The organism is Sporosarcina highlanderae, assembly GCF_030433715.1.
Taxonomy (GTDB): domain Bacteria; phylum Bacillota; class Bacilli; order Bacillales_A; family Planococcaceae; genus Sporosarcina; species Sporosarcina highlanderae.
On sequence record NZ_JAROCC010000016.1, the window covers coordinates 40,943 to 60,645 of the forward strand.

Sequence of the window (19,703 nt, forward strand, 5' to 3'; positions counted from 1 at the left end):
AGCATTTTCAATAATGCTTTGAGTGGTTTTATTCTATCCTATTTCGAACGAGTTTTATCTCTCAATTTCTACAATGATATCGTCTAGTTGCATTGTTTCAACCGACTCATAAATGTTGTCTAAGTTTTTAAAGTGGAATACTGGCCTGAAAATTAAAGTTTTTGCATCAGGTTTTAGCTGGCCAAAAGAAATCATATAATTGGTCACGCCTAAAGAGCCTTGACCGCCGTTAAATTTCGATTTATACGAATTTCCTAAGTCATCCTTTACTAGTAATTCTGAATAAATTACGTTATATTTTTTATTTAGCATTTCATTTTGTACGCCTTCTTTGTAATTAACAATAAATGAGTATGGTGTATACGTAATCTTGTTGATTTCCACGTTTAGATTGTTCTTTTCTGATTTAGGAACATCAATTGTTTGTACAAATGTATCAGAGGCTTCCGCATAAATTTCGAAATCCCATTCGCCTTGAACGACTTCACCGTTTTCAGGATTAGATAATTCACGGATATTGAATTGGAACGTACCTTCATCAATGGAATGTGATAAAGGTAAAATAGCTGTTGTCATACCTACATATTTATTGTGAGCGATTTTATAAATGTCATGCTCTGCATGAAACAAGGAGTTTTGCTCACCATTTAATGTGAAGCTGCCGTCGATTAAAGCAATTGGGCCTAAATCTTTGTCTGTTTCAATCGAGTAGCTAACCAAGAGCTTTTTACTGTCTAATAATGTTTCGGTAATTGTAATTGTCGTGCCATTACTTTCAACCTTCATATTTTCAGCTTCTGCAAATTTGTCATAGCCAACTAACGTTGTGCCATATTCTTTTTCAGAAAACAGCTTAAAAATACTATTTACGAACGGAATTTCCTGTGCAAATGTTGTGTATGAAAGTCCAACCAATGAAGCGGCACTAATACCAATAGTTAGGCATGCAGCTGCAATTCCTTTCGTCCATTTTTGAGAGCTATTACTTTTGATTTGTTTTCTCAAATTCTTTTTAAATTGTGCCCTTTCAAACTCCGATACCTCCATCTCTTCAAATTCATTGATATTTATATCAATTTCATTAAAATAATTAAATAATTTCTTCAATTTGAATACCTCCTAATGATTTTCTAAGCTTCTTTTTTCCGTAATAAAGTCGATTATCAATAGCAGACTTTGTCATTTGAAGCTGACGTGCGATTTCCACTGTGTCAAAGTCAAGTAAGTATTTCATAATAAATATTTTTTGATCGACTGGTTTTAATTTCGAGATAATAGAATAAATATTTTCGTGCTCTTCAAGTAGCGTATTTTTTTTGTACGTTAATTCATCTGCTGTGAAGTCTAAATTAAGAGAAATGTTCTCTTTTTTTCGCATTTCGGTACGGATGTAATCGACTGCCTTATATTTTGCAATGACACAAACCCATTTTTGAAAATCCGTAGGCCCACCCGTAAACTTTTTGGCATTTTTCCAAATCGACAATAAAATTTCGTTACAGCATTCCTTAGACAGATCATTTTTATTAAGTGGTCCTAATGTTTTTACGACCACTCCTCTAATAAGCGGTAAATAATGATCAATTACATAATCAAGAGCCTCTTCTTTGCCGGCTTGAAGAAGGGCTAAAAAATTTTGCTCGTTAATTTTCATCCGAATCTCCTTTCCTAAAACGATCGTGTAAAAGCTTTTACACTTTATATAACGTTTAGATGCGGACAGTTTTCGCAAGTAAAAGAATTTTGTTTTAAAAAAATAGAAATCAATTACTTCATTCATTCTCGTTAAGATGAAAATTCCCTTTATATTGTGCGAATGACCGTATCATAAATAAAGAAACTTGAAAGGGCCTATTTTACTTTCTAATTAGAAAATATTTTATCTTTGTTCAAAGTGAACAAAGGCTTGTTAGAAAGTAATGTAATATTTAAATTGTTATGCATGTTAAATAGTTTGTACCTGTTTCTTTTGTTCATTGAGTATATAGAACTTGTTGAAATGGCTATATATAATAAAAGAAGAGAAGTTTGAAAGCGGTTTCGCTTTATCTTACTAATACTGTGTTGATGTTTTGTTAGGATAGTTTTGTGATTTTAATATTAAAAATAGGAAGTAAGGGTTTAAATTTAGGAGGGGTATTATGTTATTGCAAGGGAAAGTTGCATTAATTACAGGTGCTGGGTCAGGACTAGGTAGAGCACAAGCAATTGAGTATGCAAAAGAAGGTGCGAAGGTCATCGTTAATGGTTTGAATGAGGAGCGTTTAGCTGAAACAGAGAAACTTATTAAAGATAATAATGGAACTGTACTTAGTATTAGTGCTGACGTTTCTAAAAAAGAAGATGTGCAGATGATGATTAATAAAGCTCTTGAAGAGTTTGGAACAGTTGATATCTGTGTTAATAATGCTGCTATTTTGGCAGATTTTAAAGCATCTCTTGATATTGCTGAAGAAGAATGGGATAAAATCATGGCTGTAAACGTTAAAGGTATCTATTTACTTACAAATGAGCTTTTACCACATATGCTTGAAAAAGGGCAGGGAACATTTATTAATGTTGCTTCAATTGGTGGAACAATTGCTGGTGTTGGAGACGCAGCATATATTACTTCTAAGCACGCTGTTCTTGGATACACGAAACAGCTAGCTTTCAATTACGCGAAAGATGGAATTCGTGCTGTTTCACTTTGCCCAGGATTAATCGATACTCCAATGGTTCGATATGCAATTAATGAAGAGCATCCTGCAGTTGTTCGACAAATAGCCTCTATTCCGTCCGGACATATCGGTAGTTCAGAAGATGTCGCACAATTTTCGGCATACTTAGCAAGTGACAAAGCTAAACATATTAACGGTGTTGAATTGAAAATTGATGGTGGACAATCCATTGGATAATATGAAAGTGTATCTCTGAGTAAATGCTAAATTCCAAAGGTGATGCTTTTGGGTAAAAAAACGGTTTGACTTAAACCGTAAATATTAATTGTTAAATCCCGTTCAAATTTTTGTTTGATTAGGTGCTTGGGCTGCAAATAAATGAGGGTAAATTATAGATGTAAACGTTTTAACTAGAATTATCTTTTGAATAGAAGAGGTTTTCTATATAAAAGACTCAGAATAAATACTAGTTGACAAATAATTGCGGGTATAAAATTAGGAGGGTTATTATGTTGTTACAAGAAAAAGTTGCATTAATTACGGGCGCTGCGTCAGGACTAGGTAGAGCACAGGCTATTGAGTATGCAAAAGAAGGTGCTAAGGTAATCCTTAATGATGTGAATGCGGAAGGTTTAGCTGAAACTGAGAAACTGATTAAAGATAATAATGGTACTGTACTTAGTATTGTTGCTGACATTTCTAAAAAAGGTGCCGTGCAGAATATGGTTAACAAAGCATTGGAAGAGTTTGGTACAGTAGATATTTGTGTTAATAATGCAGCTATCTTGGCAGATTTTAAAGCATCTCTAGATATTAGTGAAGATGAGTGGGATAGAATCATGACTGTGAACGTTAAAGCAGTCTATTTACTAACAAATGCGCTTTTGCCACATATGCTTGAAAAAGGGAAGGGAACATTCATTAATGTCGCTTCAATTGGAGGAACAATTGCTGGTGTTGGAGACGCAGCATACATTACTTCTAAGCACGCACTTGTTGGATACACGAAACAACTTGCTTTCAATTATGCGAAAGATGGAATTCGTGCTGTTTCACTTTGCCCAGGATTAACAGATACTCCAATGGTCCGCTATGCAATTGATCAACAACATCCGGCAGTTGTTCGACAAATAGCTAGTATTCCATCTGAACGTATTGGTCGCTCTGAAGATGTTGCTTATTTCTCAGCCTACTTAGCAAGCGACAGAGCTCAGCATATTAATGGTGTTGAAATGAAAATTGATGGTGGACAATCAATCGGATAACTAGTTTTTCCAAACTATGGGGCAATTCCATGGCTCGGTAAAGTTTTACCGAGCTAAGGGACAGGCCCTTTTTTTAGAAAACATTTTAGTGATTTTATATCACAATATAATTTTTTTCGCGTAAGATATATGAATTTTATTACAGGGGGTATTTTTCCATGGGTAATTTAATTATACGAAATGCACATATCAAAGATGGAGAAACTCAAAAAGATATCAAAATTATTGATGGGAAAATTGTAGAAATAGCCGCGCACATTCAAAATGACGAAACCTACGAAGAAATTGATGCAAAAGGAAATGCTGTGTTACCAACTCTAATTGAAAGTCATATCCATCCTGATAAGGCATTTCTTGAAGATCGCAAACCTAATCTATCAGGTACATTAGAGGAAGCATTGAGGAATACGGCAGAATTAAAGAAATTATATACTTATGATGATGTGAAAAAACGAGCTGAAAAAGTATTAAGGTGGTCGGTGTTAAACGGAACTACAATAATGAGAGCGCATCCTGATGTGGACCCTTATGAGAAGACACTTGGAGTAGAAGTACTTTTAGATTTAAAAGAAAAGTATAAAGAAGTACTAGATATGCAAATCGTTGCATTTCCTCAAGAAGGCATTGTTCAATCTCCAGGCGTATTGGAGATGATGGAGGAGTCCATCAAAATGGGTGCTGATGTGGTTGGTGGCTGCCCTTATAGTGAAAGAACAATGGAAGATACTATAAAACAATTAAATATCGTTTTTGATTTGGCGGAAAAGTACAATCTGCCAATTGATATGCATGCTGACTTTGGCACGAACGCTGATGATCCACAAAATACATGTATTGAACTGATTTGCGATATGACGATTGAACGTGGCTACCAAGGTAGAGTTGCAATCGGACATGTTACAACATTAGGGTCACTTGATCCAGAAGTGGCAGCACCTATTTTTGACAAAATTGCTAAGGCGGATGTTTCAATCGTTCCTTTACCAGTAACGGATATGTTTATGACTGGCCGCACTGAGAGAAAAAATATTCCTCGTGGTATGGCACCTGTACTGTCAATGATGGAGCGCGGAGTAAATCTTGCATATTCTTCCAATAATATTCGCAATGCATTTACACCATTCGGTAATGCGGACTTAATCGCTGTTGGCTACTTATTGCAGGTTTCACAACAAATGGGTTCTGCGGATCAACGTCGTGCAGTATTGGATATGGTCACTTATAACGCTGCGAAGGCAATAGGGGTCAGGGATACTTATGGCATAGAAGTCGGTAAGAATGCTGATATCGTTATCTACGATTGTGATGATTTGAGCAACTTAATCAATGATCAACCTTTAGTCCGCTATGTTATTAAAAATGGTAATGTCATTGTCCAAAATGAATTATCACGTAAGATGGCATCTGTTTTAATGGGAGATTAATAAGCCTATTTGTTTCTATCTACTACTAGTTCAGGAAAGGTGATAAATATGGTTTCTACTAACATGTTAAATAATGCTCGCTTAACTGTCTCTGATCAGCCACCTTATGATGCGCTACAGTCGTTTGTTCGTGACAACCACATCGCTATGAAAGGGTCTGGAAAAGGGAATCTTGAAGGACTTGTATTTGGAGTTAAAGATGTTTTTAAAATCTTAGGAAGCACTTATAGTAATGGCCACCCAGAATGGTTGCGGACTAATGGTCCAGATGATTTTACTTCTAGTATTGTCACTAAAACGTTATCTGCAGGAGCAGATTTAGTTGGGAAAACGATTTGTGATGAGCTTTGTTACAGTATAAGCGGTGAAAATTGGAATTATGGATCTCCGATCAACCCTCACGACCCAAGACGCTTTACAGGAGGTTCCTCGAGTGGGACAGGGGCAGCTACAGCTGGAGGTTTAGTAGATTTTGCTTACGGAAGCGACTGCTTAGGGTCTGTTCGGGTCCCCGCAAGTTACAATGGAGTATTAGGTATTCGTCCTACTTATGGACGTGTTGCCAATGATGGAGAGGCTCCGTATTGTGAGAGCATGGACGTTCTTGGATATGTTGCTGGAAATTCCGATATTTTTAGACGGGTTTCTAAAGAAGTATTAGGTAATGACAGTAAAAAAGTGACGTTTAATAGGTTGCTAATCGCTGATGATTGTTTTGATACGATCAACAAAGATGTTGTAGAGGCATTACAGCCTGCTGTCAACCATCTTAAACAACATTTTGAAGTAGTTGAAAATATAAAAGTGAGTCCGAATGGTTTGGAAGAATGGACGGAAATATTTAGAATTATTCAAGGATATGAAGTTTGGGAAAGTTACGGTGGTTGGGTAAGGAAATACCGTCCAAATCTTTCATCAGGTCCAAAAGAACGATTAGAGTGGGCATCTACCATTACGATGAGTGAGTATACTGAGGCATTGAATAAAAGACAAGCTGTTATTGAGAGAGTTAAAGATATTTTACCAGAAGGTACACTACTATGCTTACCTACAGCTGCCTCTGTAGCACCTTTAAGAAGTAGTTCATTAGATGAAATAAATGCAACACGCGCACAATCGAGTAAATTATTATGTATTTCACCTTTATCCGGTACACCGCAAATTACACTACCATTAGTTAAGCAACACGAAGTGCCACTTGGTATTTCTTTAATTGGAGCTCATGGTTGTGATTTACAGTTAGCCGAGTTTGCCGCGGATGTAGTCGATAGTTATAGTAAAGTTTAGCTTTTAATGACAAACAAAAAAATATAAAAACAGCCTCTAGGAGGTTTATTTCGATATGGGTAAGGAACATATTAGTGTAACTCAAGAAGAAGTTAAGTTATTCAAGTCAAGAGGTTACGATAACGAGGATTTATTACCGAAAACTGAAGATAAACGAACTATGAAAATTGGTAACTATTTCACGCTGTGGATGGGTAATTTGCATAATATACCAAACTATGCTGCAGCTGGTGGTTTCTTAGTTTTAGGTTTAGCTCCTATCAACGTCATGCTTGCTTTAGTTTTAGGTGCCATACTTACGGCAGTATTTATGGCCTTTAATGGAAAAGCTGGTTCTAAATACGGTATTCCATTTTCGATGCATTTACGGGCAACTTACGGAGAGGCCGGAGCTAAGATACCCGGTTTCTTAAGAGGCATCGTAGTTGCAATAGGTTGGTTTGGTTTACAAACTTTCGTAGGATCCCAAGCCCTGCTCATCATTATAGGTAAACTTTGGCCTAAGTTTTTAGAAATTGGTGGGGACTTTACTTTTTTTGGCATCGGTATGCCAGGGCTAATTGCATTTATCATCTTTTGGTTAGCGAATCTTGCGTTAGGTATTAGTGGAAGCAGTTTCTTAAATAAATTTAATACCTTATTAACGGTCTTAATTTATGTTCTATTTATCTCCATGGGAATTTGGGGAGTCATTGTTGGTGGCGGTTTTGGTAATATTTTAAGCCATTCTATTGAAGGAACTAACCAAAATATAAGCCCTCTATTTGCCTACTTGATGATCATTAATGCTGTGTTAGCATTTTGGGCAGCACCAGGGGTCAGCGCTGCTGATTTTACACAAAACGCAACTTCAACTAAAGATCAAATGGTAGGGCAAGGATTAAGCTTGATTGTTGGTTACGTTATTTTTGTTTTTACAAGTGTCTCTATTCTTATTGGTAGTTCTATTCATTATGGAGTGGAACAATGGGATGTGCTAAATGTTATTAATCATTGGGATAGTTTACCGGCCATTCTTTTTGCAATGCTAATCCTATTGTTGATCACTGTTAACTCGAATGCTACGGCTAACATTACTCCAGCCGCATATCAGCTAACAGCACTCTTCCCTAAATGGATAAATTATCGAAGAGGCGTAATAATCGCTTGCTTGTTGGGATTCGCGATTATGCCGTGGAAGTTGATGGAAAATCCAGATAGTATTTATACTTTCTTAAACGGAATAGGTGCTATTTTAGGTCCTGTATCTGGTGTAATGATTTATCAATATTTCTTTGTTTTTAAACAAGAGATCAATCTTAACGAGCTATATTATGATATGAAAGATACGAAAGCTATCAATAAATTTCGCGGAATTAACAAGAATGCATATATCGCAACAATCCTTGGGGTGTTAGTATCTCTAAGTGGGAATTTCATCTCGACATTTTCCATTTTTACTGATCTTTCTTGGATAAGTGGTTTTATCGTGGCATTCGTAGCGTATGGGATTCTTGTAAAGTTTTTTAAAAAATAAATAAAAAAATGTTGGTATTGGGAGGGAAGAAATGCTAAGCATTTACTCCCTCCTTCTATTTAACAAACAAAAGGAGTGTTCACGTTGGATTTACGTATCGAACCTTCAAATGCAAAACTACCACAAGAAATAATCGATGGGTTAGGTGCTATAAGTACTACGATCATTGCCGATGCAATGGGTGTATTTAATGCAATGATAGGAGTTGCACATTTTAATAATCCGGATGTTCAAATGGTTGGGCAGGCTTTGACAGTCAAAACAATGCCTAAAGACAATTTGATGTTTCATAAAGCGATCGAGTTAGCATCGCCCGGCGATGTTATTGTTGTTGAAGCCGGTGGAGATGCAAGTAGCGCGTTATTAGGAGAAATGATGTGCATGATTGGGAAGAGATATCGCATTTCTGGCTATGTAGTAGATGGAGCGATCAGAGATGCGGAAGCGATAAAACAAATCGGCTTTCCCGTTTTTGCAAAAGGCGTGAACCCTAAGGGTCCTTTCAAAGAAAGTCCAGGACAAATCAATGTTCCTATTAGCTGTGCTGGAGTTTCAGTGAATCCGGGTGATGTCATTGTAGGTGATAACGATGGGGTAGTGGTTGTCCCTTATGAACAGGCGGAAAAGGTGCTAAAAAGAGCAAAAACACTATACGCTCATGAACAAGAGATGATCACTCAAATCGAAGCGGGTACATTAGACAGAAGTTGGATAGACGAAACATTAAAGAAGATAGGGTTGAAATTTTAAGTTGGGCCAGTTCCTCAGTTCAGTAAAGTTATACCGAACTGGGGGTCTGGCCATAACCCAATAAGTCGAAAAACTTGTCAATGTGGCTATTATGTTTTTAATTCTTACTTCTGTTAAAAATATTCTTCTTAATAATCAAGTAGTTCTTAATCTCGAAGTTTAAATAAAATAGATTTGCTCTAACTTCAAATTCTTCCCTTGTCTCCGGTAATTCTGTTTCACGAATGGACTCTTCGTATTCCTCTAATAGCTTTAGTGCAACGGTTGTATCGCCTGAATCCACATGTTGACTTATATTCAGAAAGATATTAGCAAGCATTCCTTTTTGTTTGACATCTAACTCTGATGAGGAAACAATATCTAAGATGGTTACCATCTGTTTTAGGATGCCTAATTGATCCTCTCGCATTTCGAAATAATAATAATCCTTATTTTCTTTTCTCAACAGATGATTTTCTACGTCTTGTATAGTAATGTTTTTAGCGTTATTAAGGATATTTTCCGCTTCGAGTAATTCTTTACCGTCCCACTTTTTCTCACTATCTTTTAATAATGCAGAGAATTGGTATAAAATCACGCTGAATTTATTTTCAATTTCCATTTTATATTTTTCGATTTCTTTCTTAAGGCTTGGCATAATACTGTTTACAAGTAAGGCAATTCCTATACCAATGAAAATAATATAGAGTTCATTCAACAAGTTCGCCAAATTGGCTTCCTTGACTGTATAGATATGCATAATAACAACTATGCTTGTAACAAAACCTTCCTGAATTCGTGCTTTCATAAGGATTGGGACAAGCAATAGGATGAACAGCGTTAAGACTAAGGGATGATACCCCAATATTTCAAAACATAACGAACCAAGAATTAAAGATAATAAAGATGCGAAAAACTTTTTCTGGATGGAAATTAGTGTCTTTCTTTTTGTCTTCTCGATACACATGATAACGATGATGGCAGCAAATGATCCAAACTCCAAGTCGAATAGACTCGTAATCCAAATTGCTAACCCCGCCCCTATTGCAGTTTTAATTGTCCGGTATCCCATTCCGACCATAAGCATCACCCTCTTGATTTCTATATTTTATTATACCCAAGTTCGAGCAAAAACAAATATTAGTAACGTTGCCCTAAAAATGTAAGGAGTTGGTGGTCGTATGTCTAAAAGTAAAATAACGGTGATTGGGAGCATTAATATGGATTTGGTGACAAGCACAAGCCGAATTCCCAAGGTGGGTGAAACGTTGCTTGGTGATTCGTTCCATACGATACCAGGTGGAAAAGGTGCGAATCAGGCTGTTGCAGCGGCGCGGCTTGGCGCAGACGTGACAATGATTGGTGCGGTAGGTGATGATTCGTTTGGTGAAATGCTAGTGAGCAATTTAACGAATCAAGGCATAAATACTGAAAACATCATAAGAGTCCAGGATTGCTGTACTGGAATAGCATCTATAACAATATCCGATAGAGACAATAGTATCATTGTCGTACCTGGAGCAAACAGCCATGTAACTCCGGATATGATCGAAAAAAATGAAGATAAAATCAAAAATAGCGATATTCTTTTATTACAATTGGAAATTCCGCTTGAAAGTGTTATTAGGGCTGTAGAGCTTGCGAAAAAACACAACACGCTTACAATATTAAATCCTGCTCCTGTTATGGAGCTTCCTATGGAGTTATTAGGAATGGTGGATTATTTAACACCTAATGAACATGAACAAATGCTACTTTTCGCTTCAACGGACGGGACTGAAAAAGAATTAGAGAAACTAAAAGAAAAGTGCATTGTAACAAAAGGATCCAAAGGGGTTATACTTTACAGCAACGGCAATGATGTAAAGATTCCAAGCATCCCTGTTGAAGCTGTGGATACAACAGGCGCGGGTGATTCCTTTAATGGAGCATTGGCCTTTTCTTTATGTGAAGGGATGAAAATTGAAGATGCCTGCCGGTTTGCCAATGTTGTCGGGGCAATTTCAGTTACGAAGCTTGGAGCACAAAATGGGATGCCGACCAAAAAAGAGGTTGAGGAATTTTTAGAGGCTAATAAATTAATTTGAACTGAAATGGAGAGATGACGTATGAAGCCTATTATTTTGGACGTTGATACTGGAATTGATGATGCATTAGCAATTACATATGCCTTGAACTCCCCTGAGTTAGATGTAATCGGTTTAACAACATGCTTTGGAAATAACTCACTTGAGAATACAACCCGCAGTACGCTTGTGATTTTGGAAAAGGTCGGGAAACCCGTACCTGTCTATATGGGCGCGGATAAACCGCTAAAACGTGGGATAAATAAATTCCCTATCCATGTTCACGGGGAGTATGGATTGGGTAACAACTTTCCTGACGAGCCTGTCAGGAAACCAGAGGCTAAAAGTGCGGCGGATTTTATTATCAGCCAAGTAAAAAAGCGACCTCACGAAATTACAATAATTCCGGTCGGACCGCTTACTAATCTTGCTCAAGCGATTATAAAGGCACCTGAAATTATCCCTCTTTTCAAAGAAGTCATCATTATGGGTGGTGCAGTCTTTGCTCCCGGCAATGTCACACCCTATAGCGAAGCAAATATATTAGCCGACCCCGAAGCAGCGGATTATGTGTTTTCCTCAGGGCTGCCAGTAACTATTGTAGGTCTTGATGTTACGATGAAGACTCTCTTACCAGCAGCAACTTTAGACGACTGGCGGGCAATGGGAACGGATGATGCACGTTTTTATGCCGATATGACAGAGTTTTATATACAAGCATATGAAGAATTTGAACCCGGATTTGGGGGCTGTGCCCTGCATGACCCGTTAGCTGTAGGCGTCGCTATAGATCCTAGTTTTGTTAGAAGAGAGGAATGGAATGTAAAGGTTGTTCTTGAAGGAGAAGAGACCGGTAGAACAATAGCATCTCCCGAGGGTGAATTGAAAGTTCAAGTGTGCACTGAAGTTAAGGCGGATCAATTTTTAAAGCATTTTCTTGGTCGTATTTTATAATTGCTATAAAATAAAAGTGTTGCTCACGCTATTTTTATGAGTGACACTTTTTTTAATATGGTAGTATAAAGTTAAAAGACTTCATAACAACGGTGGTAATGGCGAATGAATCGACTTAAAGGTATTTTAATGATAATAACGGGAGCAATGATGTGGGGGGCGACGGGGCCGATGATGGAATGGATTCTCTCAACGAGCGATATGACCATCTCCTTCATGCTGACTGTCCGCTTAATAGTTGCGGGCTTTTTTGTTTTACTTTTTTTGAAAATCAATGGCAGGGATATTTATCAGCCGCTGCGACATAAAGTCTGGCTACGGCAAATGGTCATTTTTGGGGTATTCGGCATGCTTGGCGTACAGCTCACGTTTGTCGGGTCCATTAACGCAAGTAATGCGGTCATTGCGACATTATTTCAGTTTTTAGCGCCGATTTATATTATTTTATTCGTTTCAGTTCGGCACAAGGTCTTGCCGCCAATAGCGCAAGTGGCCGGAATGATTGTGACGATGGTAGGTCTCTTTTATCTTTTGACGAATGGTTCGCTCTCCGGATTCGCATTAAGTTCCGGGGCGGTCGCCTGGGGTATTTCTGTAGGTTTCGCATTTACGGTCTATACGCTTTATCCCGCAAGTTTAATGAAAGAATGGGGCGTCCTTCTATCTGTCGGTTGGGGAATGCTTATAGGCGGCGGGGTATTATTCCTTGTAAGTGTTACGAAACTACAGGCCGGAATAGTAACCCTCGGCGATTGGAAAATCACCTTGATGCTTTCATTAGTTATTATAGTCGGTACGGTGGCCTTCCTATTATTCTTAGGGAGCATGAAGTACATATCACCTGTCGAAACGAGTCTTCTATCAAGCTTCGAACCACTGACTGCAATGATCATCTCTGTCATCTGGTTTGGCAGTGTACTTGGCAAATGGCAGCTTGCCGGAGCAATAATTATGCTCATTGGTGTCACAGGGTTATCGATAGCGGGAGGTAAGGTGAAAGAGGAACAAGGCTAGGAAAGATTAATTTAACGGCAAATTCTGTAACTTCCCCCCCACATCTGCGTCCTACAAAGTAGTGAATATATGGAAAGAGTGGATGAGATGAAAAGGAAAATTGTGATGGCGGGGGGCACTGGTTTCATAGGAAAGTTTTTTGAGAATAGATTTACGGATTCTGGATATGAGGTCGTCCACATTTCAAGACGGCCGCAGCATATTGCCTGGACTGATACTGAAAACATTGTGAAAGCGTTGGATGGAGCGGAAATGCTCATCAACCTTGCCGGAAAAACAGTTAATTGCCGTTACAACGACAAAAACAAGAAGGATATCATGCAATCCAGGACAGAGACGACCGAGATCCTTGGTCATGCAATCGAAAAATGTGATAATCCTCCTCCGCTATGGATCAATTCAAGCACCGCAACCATTTATCGGCATGCGGAGGACAGACCAATGACGGAGGCGGACGGAGAGATAGGTACCGGATTTTCCGTAGATGTGGCAAAAGCCTGGGAAGCATCTCTTTTTGCATTCAAGCTTCCACACACGAGACAAGTTGCGTTACGGATTGCCATCGTATTAGGCGAAGATGGTGGTGTCATGGAACCTTACGTGAATCTTGTACAATTTGGACTTGGCGGAGTACAGGGTCCTGGCAACCAAATGTTTAGCTGGATCCATGTTGAAGACTTATATCGTATCGTCCTCTTTCTAAAAGAGAACGAGAAGCTGTCCGGAGTTTTCAATTGCGCAGCACCTTGTCCCGTTACAAACCGAGAGTTCATGGCGGAATTGCGTAAGAGGATGAATCGTAGTTTCGGCCTTTCCTCTCCAAAATGGATGCTCGAAATGGGGGCTGTCTTTATAGGCACGGAAACAGAGTTGGTTTTGAAGAGTCGATGGGTTGTGCCTGATCGATTGGAGAAGGAAGGGTTTAATTTTACATTTGACACGATTGATAAGGCACTTTTGCAAATCTTGAAGTGACAAGGATAAGAAATTGGTTTGTTTAATCGGGAATAGATATACTCATAATATAAATATACAGTAGGCAGGGAGACGATTAACCATGGGAAAGGTTTTACCTTTTTTAATGTTTCAAGAAGGCAATGCAGAAGAAGCGATGAACTATTACACGTCCCTCGTTAACGATTCAGAAATTCTGAGCATTGTCCGCTATGGTGCAGAAGGACCGGGAGATGAAGGAACAGTAATGCAGGCCAGGTTCACTCTAAAAGGGCAGGAATTCATGTGTATTGACAGTAATATAAAGCATCAGTTTACGTTCACACCGTCCTTCTCCATCTACGTTACTTGTGATTCGGAAGAAGAGCTTACGAATCTATACGAGACACTGCTTGAAGGCGGCCAAGCACTTATGCCGATAGATAATTACGGGTTCAGTCAGAAGTTTGGTTGGGTCAATGATCGATTTGGTGTTTCCTGGCAAATTGATCTACCTTTTTAAAAGCATAATTAGAAATAGTTCCAATAATGTTATATTAGTAAAATGTATTGACAACCCTAAATTCCTTTTGGTAGATTACTTCTAATATAGAAATCGAAGACGGGAAAGAAACCTCTTTTATCCTATAAACTCGTCCCTGTTACGGGACGAGTTTTTTATTTTAAGAGGTGAGTAGTTTCATAGGTCTTCTTTCGCGAAAGGGAGGTTTACGTAGGGATGAAAAATTTGGTTGTCGTTGTAGGATCACTAATTGTTGCATTTGGGTTCAATTTCTTTTTGGTACCGTATGGAATTTTAAGCAGTGGCATAAGCGGGATTGCCATTTTGATTGGCCTTGTCACCCCATTTGATATTGGGTTAATGAATCTCTTGCTCAATTTACCGTTGCTTGTTTTAGGGTATATTAAGCTTGGCAGAACGATAACAGTCAATACACTTGTTTGCGTAGCTTCCCTTTCAGTTTTTTTATATCTACTACCGGTCATTCCTGTCACAGATAATATCCTTCTTTCTGCCATTTTTGGAGGCATCATTGGCGGTATTGGTGTGGGGCTGATCTTAAAGTACTCAGGCACTTCTGGCGGATTGGATATTATTGCAATCATTCTTTCCCGAACTAGTAATGTCAGCGTAGGCCTTCTTCTGACTGGGATGAATGGAATTATCGTTTTGATTTCTGGTGCAGCTTTTGATTGGAATATTGCATTATATACATTATTATCCATCTACTTAACGGGTAAAATGATTGATACTCTCCATACAGATCACATTAAATTAACGATGCAAATTGTGACGACAAAAGGAGAGTCCATACGGAAAGAATTGCTGGATTCCGTCTATCGAGGCATTACGATCACAGAGGGCTTTGGAGGGTATACTCAGGAAACAAAGCATATTTTAATGATGGTTGTGACAAGGTACGAGACAATGCAGATTAAGTCAATTGTCCGTAGTCATGATGAAAATGCTTTCATTAATATATTTGAAACAATCGAAGTCGATGGTCAGTTTGCAAAGACAAGAACGAAGTGATTGCCCGTTAATCCCAAACCGCGCATAGTTTCAGGATATTTTACAATACTAAGCACGCCGTAAAATATCTAATTTGCAGGAGGGAAGATAAATGACTAAAGATTCAGGGCCAAGCTGGAAAAATAATCATCCAAGTACTAAATTAAGCAACTCTGTGCAAAAGGCAGATCGTTCGGTGAAACAGGCGATGTCACACCCTGAGGAAATGGCTGTTGAGCATGCATTTAACTCAATTGAACGTGCCGAAAATGCTTACATGAATGCAGAGGAGCACAATGAGCATCTGGACACAGTTCAACAAAACAAAGAACAGATAGACATGTTGAGACGTCAATTGGATGATGTCCAGGAGACGTTGGAAGAGGAGTAAGAACGGAATCACCCCATAGGTTTTTGAAGCTTATCGGGGTGATTCACCCTATGCGTATTATTCCTGTTATCCTAATAATTATTGCTATAATCAAAGAGTGTCCGAACTATGGTTTGGGCTCTCTTTTTTCATATTTTCGGGGGAGTTGGAATGATAAATGAATAAAAAGGCAATTGCGGACATCCGCAAACGTTTTAAATTGGATACAGATCTACTGAAGATCAATGATATTTATAATGTATATATTAGGCAGGAAGGCAATGAAATCTATCACGAGGTAAACCAGCCGTTTGCTATGTTAGACCGAGAGCAGCAGGAGTTATTTTTGAATAACTTTAAAAAGGTGTTAGGTGGGAAATTGGATGCGAAGCTGTTTGAGGTGAAGTTTCGACGTCAATCGGAGGAGCAAACAGATCATACACAGAAGCTCCTATACGATGCCCTTCATGCAGAAGAAGTAACGGAATGGAAGGAAGGTATGCAAGGAATTGCCCAGAAAATGGTGCAAGACGTTCAATATGAAAAGGATATAGTTATCACTTTCATTCGCGGGAACTACTACAAACCGACGAAACGGGGAAGTGAAGAAGCAGAAATTGCGTCTCGGGACGAAGTATATAAGAATCCATTTATTCTTTGCAGTATGAACCAGACAGTGGAGCCGAAGCGGTCGCTCGTGTTCGATTTCAATGAAAAGGAGTTCAAGTCCAGTTTTGTGGCGGACCCTGTCATTAACCTGACATCTCCGATCGCTGGGTTCTTATTCCCGACGTTCACTGATAATGCTGCAGATGTGAACCATATTCTTTATTCTGCAGGGAAAGCGAATAAGCCCAATTATCATTTTATCGAGAACGTTCTTGATGGCGAGGAAATCATGACAGCTGAGGAAGATAAAGTCGTTTTTGAAGAAATTGTTAGATCGGTCGCAGGTAACGAACTGGCTACAAAAACACTTGCGAGCGTTTATGATGAAATCCAGCGCATGATGGAGGTCGATGAAGAACAAGAGGAAGAGGAAAGCGTCCCAACCTTGGATACGAAAGAGGTGACCCGCGTACTGAAGGCGAGTGGCATTGAAGACGTGGATACGGAAAAGGTGGAACGGGCCTTCCGAAACGTGATTGATGATGAAACATATGAACTGAAAGCAAGCCATATCGTCCCAAGCTATACATCAAAATCGATCAAGATCGAAACAAAAGTCGCGAATATTGCTATAAGCCCACAAGATTTAAGATATGTTAGGCAAGTTGAAGTCAATGGCAAACGTTGCATATTGATAGAAGTGGAAGAAGATACGGTTATTGAAGGGTTTACGTTGCTTTCGGAGGATTTGGAGTAAAGAATGCTATTTGATTCAGAGAATGCAAAACGGTTGCATATAGTAGACAGAATCATCTTCGAAGGGTGTTTTATGTACACACAAAAATTATGAAGTCGAGGTATGCAATATGTATGAAAAGTTTCGAAAAGAGGCCGATGATTGTTATCGACGAGCTGAGGAGATGGCTACCGATTACTTTAAATCGCTGTCTGTTCAGCTCGAAAGTAAAACCTATGCCACTACGTTAATAAACGATATACAAACTTGGAAACAGGATCATATTTATAGTTCACTATTAACCCGTTTTTCGCGTGGAAAAGGAAAACTGAATCCAAGAAGTTATAACCAATACATCCAGTGGCTGGAGTTTACAGGTAAACTGGATGGTTACTTAGATCGAAGCATTTCATATATATTCATGCGTGATTTGGGCAAAGACGTGAACTCCCCGGATACACGGAATAGGATTCGGAGTATTGTTGACGATTTAAAAAACCAATTGCCTTATACCTCTAAAACAGATAGTAGAGAAATGTTCAGCATGGCCTATTTATACCGGTGGGCACAGAAAGAAGGCGTTGAATCGTCCATAATTTGGGTTATGGATAAATTGAAGTCTGTGTCTGCCAATCTTCCTAAAGGGATGAATCACGATGAGGCTAAGCGGAAACTGATTAAGATCATTGCTGGAGTCATCATTCATCAGATTGAAGAGATGGGCGATCAGATATCAGCCAAAGAGCGCGTTAGGAAATTGGATGAAGCGATAAGGTTAGGCTATTGCTATGGCCTAACGTATCCGTTTATCGATGATCTTTTGGATTCGGATGTCTTATCCGATGAAGAGAAATTAAAATATTCAAGTTTGATACGATCAACCCTCATTACGGAAAGCGTACCTGATTTAGGGTTGTGGGTCGAAGCTAACAAAAATCTAATTCAATACATTCACTCAGAACTCCGTGAAGCCTATACGTATATTCACGAGCGATTACGACGCGAGGCAAGAGAAGATTTCTTTGAGCAATCATATGTGTTCTTTCATTCCCAGGAAGTAGACCGAAATAAAAATCTATCAAATGCAAATTACACCAATGAAGAGCTATATGTACCGGTCATTTTAAAATCAGCTTTTTCACGTTTAATCGCCCGCTCGGTGCTTAGCGTGAAAGAGGATGAGGGCTTCGACAACCGAACTTTCTTCTATGGTATTTACAACCAACTTGCCGATGATTTCGCAGACATGTTTGGTGACATGGAGGCGGGAGCAGTTACACCCTACACGTATTATTTGAACTATCATGAGGTACGCAAGGATTTAATCAACCCTTTTGAATTATATTGGACGGTCATTTTTAATTTGATCCATAACGTGTATGGATCGGATACAAAAGCGCGTGAGATAATACTGAACCGCGCGATGAATGGCTTGAAGCGATTTAAAGAAAGAGTGGGCGACAAGAAATACAATGAAGTTATGGCGATATTCGCTACAGGCATTCCGAAATTAGACAAACTCATACAAAAGATGGTTAGGAAAGCAGAAGACGTGGACTTCCTCGATAAACTGCTACGGGACCAGATTATTGCCGATTTTAAAAACGAACGTATAGAGCGGGAAGACTTTGTAACCATAGCCAAGACCGTACGGGATCAAATCAATAACGTATTACATATACCTAAAACCGATATTATTTCTTCACTTGAAGAGCCTATCATCGATGCTGCAAATTACAGTGTACAAGGCGATGGAAAGCGACTTCGACCAATAATGACGTGGGTTATGGGTGTCCATGAGTACGGGTTGGATCAGTCTGCTATCGTACCGTTACTAAAATCATTGGAATATATGCATACGGCCTCTCTGATCTTCGATGATCTGCCAGCCCAAGACGACTCATCGTACCGAAGGGGGCGCCTGACAGTGCATGAGGTGTATAATACGGCCGTGGCGGAATTGACTGGCCTTTATCTGACCCAGGAGGCTGTTGTGGAGCAAGCATCTCTTGGCTTCGATCCGAAGGTAGTCCTTCGCCTAATCCAATATTCGGCGGGAAAGACAACGGAGATGTGCAGAGGTCAAGCGATGGATTTGAACTCCAAAGGCAAACAATTGACGTTAGATCAGTTAAATACAATTTGCTTCTATAAAACAGGTATAGCCTTCGAAGCTTCTCTCGTAATGCCTGCAATTTTAGCCGGGAAGCAGGAAGAGGAAATAGAGGCATTGAAAACATTTGCTTACCACGCAGGCATCGCTTTTCAGATTAAGGATGATTTACTTGATGTTGAAGGTGATCTCGAATTGCTTGGAAAACCAGTCGGTCAAGACGTGGAAAACAACAATTCGAATTTCGTATCCATCCTTGGTATTGAAGATGCCCGAAAAGCGATGTGGGATCATTATTGCCATGCCATGGAAGCACTTCAAAAGCTCCAGTATAAAACAGGCTATTTAAAGCAAATATTGAATTACACTATAAACCGGGAATATTAGATTGATAAAAAATAGACAGCCCAGGATATTCGAGGCCACTGAAAAAGTCCACTTACGAGGGCTTATGCTGGAACTGTTGATTTTCGTTCCGAGCGGACGCTTTCCG

General features: G+C 39.0%; 18 protein-coding genes. 15 read left to right on the top strand and 3 right to left on the bottom strand.

Features of this window, described 5'->3' with window-relative positions; translation table 11 throughout:
* Nucleotides 1-54: 54 nt before the first annotated feature.
* Complete coding sequence (locus P5G49_RS15820) at nucleotides 55-1,107, bottom strand: DUF4179 domain-containing protein (protein WP_301245363.1); 1,053 nt, start codon at nucleotides 1,105-1,107, stop codon at nucleotides 55-57.
* Nucleotides 1,091-1,654 (bottom strand): sigma-70 family RNA polymerase sigma factor, encoded by a 564-nt coding sequence (locus P5G49_RS15825; RefSeq protein WP_301245365.1) that lies wholly within the window; start codon nucleotides 1,652-1,654, stop codon nucleotides 1,091-1,093. Before P5G49_RS15825 ends, P5G49_RS15820 begins: the two co-directional genes overlap by 17 nt.
* 487 nt (nucleotides 1,655-2,141) lie before the next feature.
* Between P5G49_RS15825 and P5G49_RS15830 the strand changes: the two genes are divergently transcribed.
* From P5G49_RS15830 to P5G49_RS15855, 6 genes are all read left to right on the top strand, one after another.
* Nucleotides 2,142-2,897 (top strand): SDR family NAD(P)-dependent oxidoreductase, encoded by a 756-nt coding sequence (locus P5G49_RS15830; protein ID WP_301245367.1) that lies wholly within the window; start codon nucleotides 2,142-2,144, stop codon nucleotides 2,895-2,897.
* A gap of 272 nt (nucleotides 2,898-3,169) precedes the next feature.
* On the top strand, nucleotides 3,170-3,925 hold the full coding sequence (locus P5G49_RS15835) for an SDR family NAD(P)-dependent oxidoreductase (RefSeq protein ID WP_301245369.1): 756 nt from the start codon (nucleotides 3,170-3,172) through the stop codon (nucleotides 3,923-3,925).
* A 158-nt stretch (nucleotides 3,926-4,083) separates the two neighbouring features.
* Nucleotides 4,084-5,349 (top strand): amidohydrolase family protein, encoded by a 1,266-nt coding sequence (locus tag P5G49_RS15840; RefSeq protein ID WP_301245371.1) that lies wholly within the window; start codon nucleotides 4,084-4,086, stop codon nucleotides 5,347-5,349.
* Nucleotides 5,350-5,397: 48 nt separating this feature from the next.
* Nucleotides 5,398-6,636 (top strand): amidase, encoded by a 1,239-nt coding sequence (locus P5G49_RS15845; protein WP_301245373.1) that lies wholly within the window; start codon nucleotides 5,398-5,400, stop codon nucleotides 6,634-6,636.
* A 55-nt stretch (nucleotides 6,637-6,691) separates the two neighbouring features.
* Entirely contained in the window at nucleotides 6,692-8,152 is a 1,461-nt protein-coding gene (gene allW, locus P5G49_RS15850; protein ID WP_301245375.1) for an allantoin permease, read from the top strand.
* A gap of 84 nt (nucleotides 8,153-8,236) precedes the next feature.
* On the top strand, nucleotides 8,237-8,902 hold the full coding sequence (locus P5G49_RS15855) for an RraA family protein (RefSeq protein ID WP_301245377.1): 666 nt from the start codon (nucleotides 8,237-8,239) through the stop codon (nucleotides 8,900-8,902).
* Between the two features lie 97 nt (nucleotides 8,903-8,999).
* Here the strand turns inward: P5G49_RS15855 and P5G49_RS15860 are convergent, their stop codons facing one another.
* Complete coding sequence (locus P5G49_RS15860) at nucleotides 9,000-9,962, bottom strand: aromatic acid exporter family protein (RefSeq protein ID WP_301245380.1); 963 nt, start codon at nucleotides 9,960-9,962, stop codon at nucleotides 9,000-9,002.
* A gap of 100 nt (nucleotides 9,963-10,062) precedes the next feature.
* Between P5G49_RS15860 and rbsK the strand changes: the two genes are divergently transcribed.
* The 9 genes from rbsK (at nucleotide 10,063) to P5G49_RS15905 (ending at nucleotide 19,597) form a co-directional block, all read left to right on the top strand.
* On the top strand, nucleotides 10,063-10,968 hold the full coding sequence (gene rbsK, locus P5G49_RS15865) for a ribokinase (RefSeq protein WP_301245382.1): 906 nt from the start codon (nucleotides 10,063-10,065) through the stop codon (nucleotides 10,966-10,968).
* Between the two features lie 21 nt (nucleotides 10,969-10,989).
* Nucleotides 10,990-11,901 (top strand): nucleoside hydrolase, encoded by a 912-nt coding sequence (locus P5G49_RS15870; protein WP_301245384.1) that lies wholly within the window; start codon nucleotides 10,990-10,992, stop codon nucleotides 11,899-11,901.
* A gap of 105 nt (nucleotides 11,902-12,006) precedes the next feature.
* A complete protein-coding gene (locus P5G49_RS15875) occupies nucleotides 12,007-12,915 on the top strand; it encodes a DMT family transporter (RefSeq protein ID WP_301245386.1) in 909 nt (302 codons plus the stop codon).
* Between the two features lie 87 nt (nucleotides 12,916-13,002).
* A complete protein-coding gene (locus P5G49_RS15880; RefSeq protein ID WP_301245388.1) occupies nucleotides 13,003-13,890 on the top strand; it encodes a TIGR01777 family oxidoreductase in 888 nt (295 codons plus the stop codon).
* An 82-nt stretch (nucleotides 13,891-13,972) separates the two neighbouring features.
* Nucleotides 13,973-14,371 (top strand): VOC family protein, encoded by a 399-nt coding sequence (locus P5G49_RS15885; RefSeq protein ID WP_301245390.1) that lies wholly within the window; start codon nucleotides 13,973-13,975, stop codon nucleotides 14,369-14,371.
* 216 nt (nucleotides 14,372-14,587) lie between these two features.
* Nucleotides 14,588-15,403: a YitT family protein gene (locus P5G49_RS15890; RefSeq protein WP_301245392.1), complete on the top strand. Its 816-nt coding sequence runs from the start codon at nucleotides 14,588-14,590 to the stop codon at nucleotides 15,401-15,403.
* A 91-nt stretch (nucleotides 15,404-15,494) separates the two neighbouring features.
* Complete coding sequence (locus P5G49_RS15895; RefSeq protein ID WP_301245394.1) at nucleotides 15,495-15,773, top strand: hypothetical protein; 279 nt, start codon at nucleotides 15,495-15,497, stop codon at nucleotides 15,771-15,773.
* Between the two features lie 157 nt (nucleotides 15,774-15,930).
* The gene (locus tag P5G49_RS15900) at nucleotides 15,931-17,118 is read left to right on the top strand and encodes a DUF4317 domain-containing protein (RefSeq protein WP_301245396.1); all 1,188 of its coding nucleotides are present in this window, start codon (nucleotides 15,931-15,933) and stop codon (nucleotides 17,116-17,118) included.
* Between the two features lie 109 nt (nucleotides 17,119-17,227).
* Nucleotides 17,228-19,597, top strand: a complete 2,370-nt coding sequence (locus P5G49_RS15905; RefSeq protein ID WP_301245398.1) for a polyprenyl synthetase family protein — start codon at nucleotides 17,228-17,230, stop codon at nucleotides 19,595-19,597.
* Nucleotides 19,598-19,703: the final 106 nt, after the last annotated feature.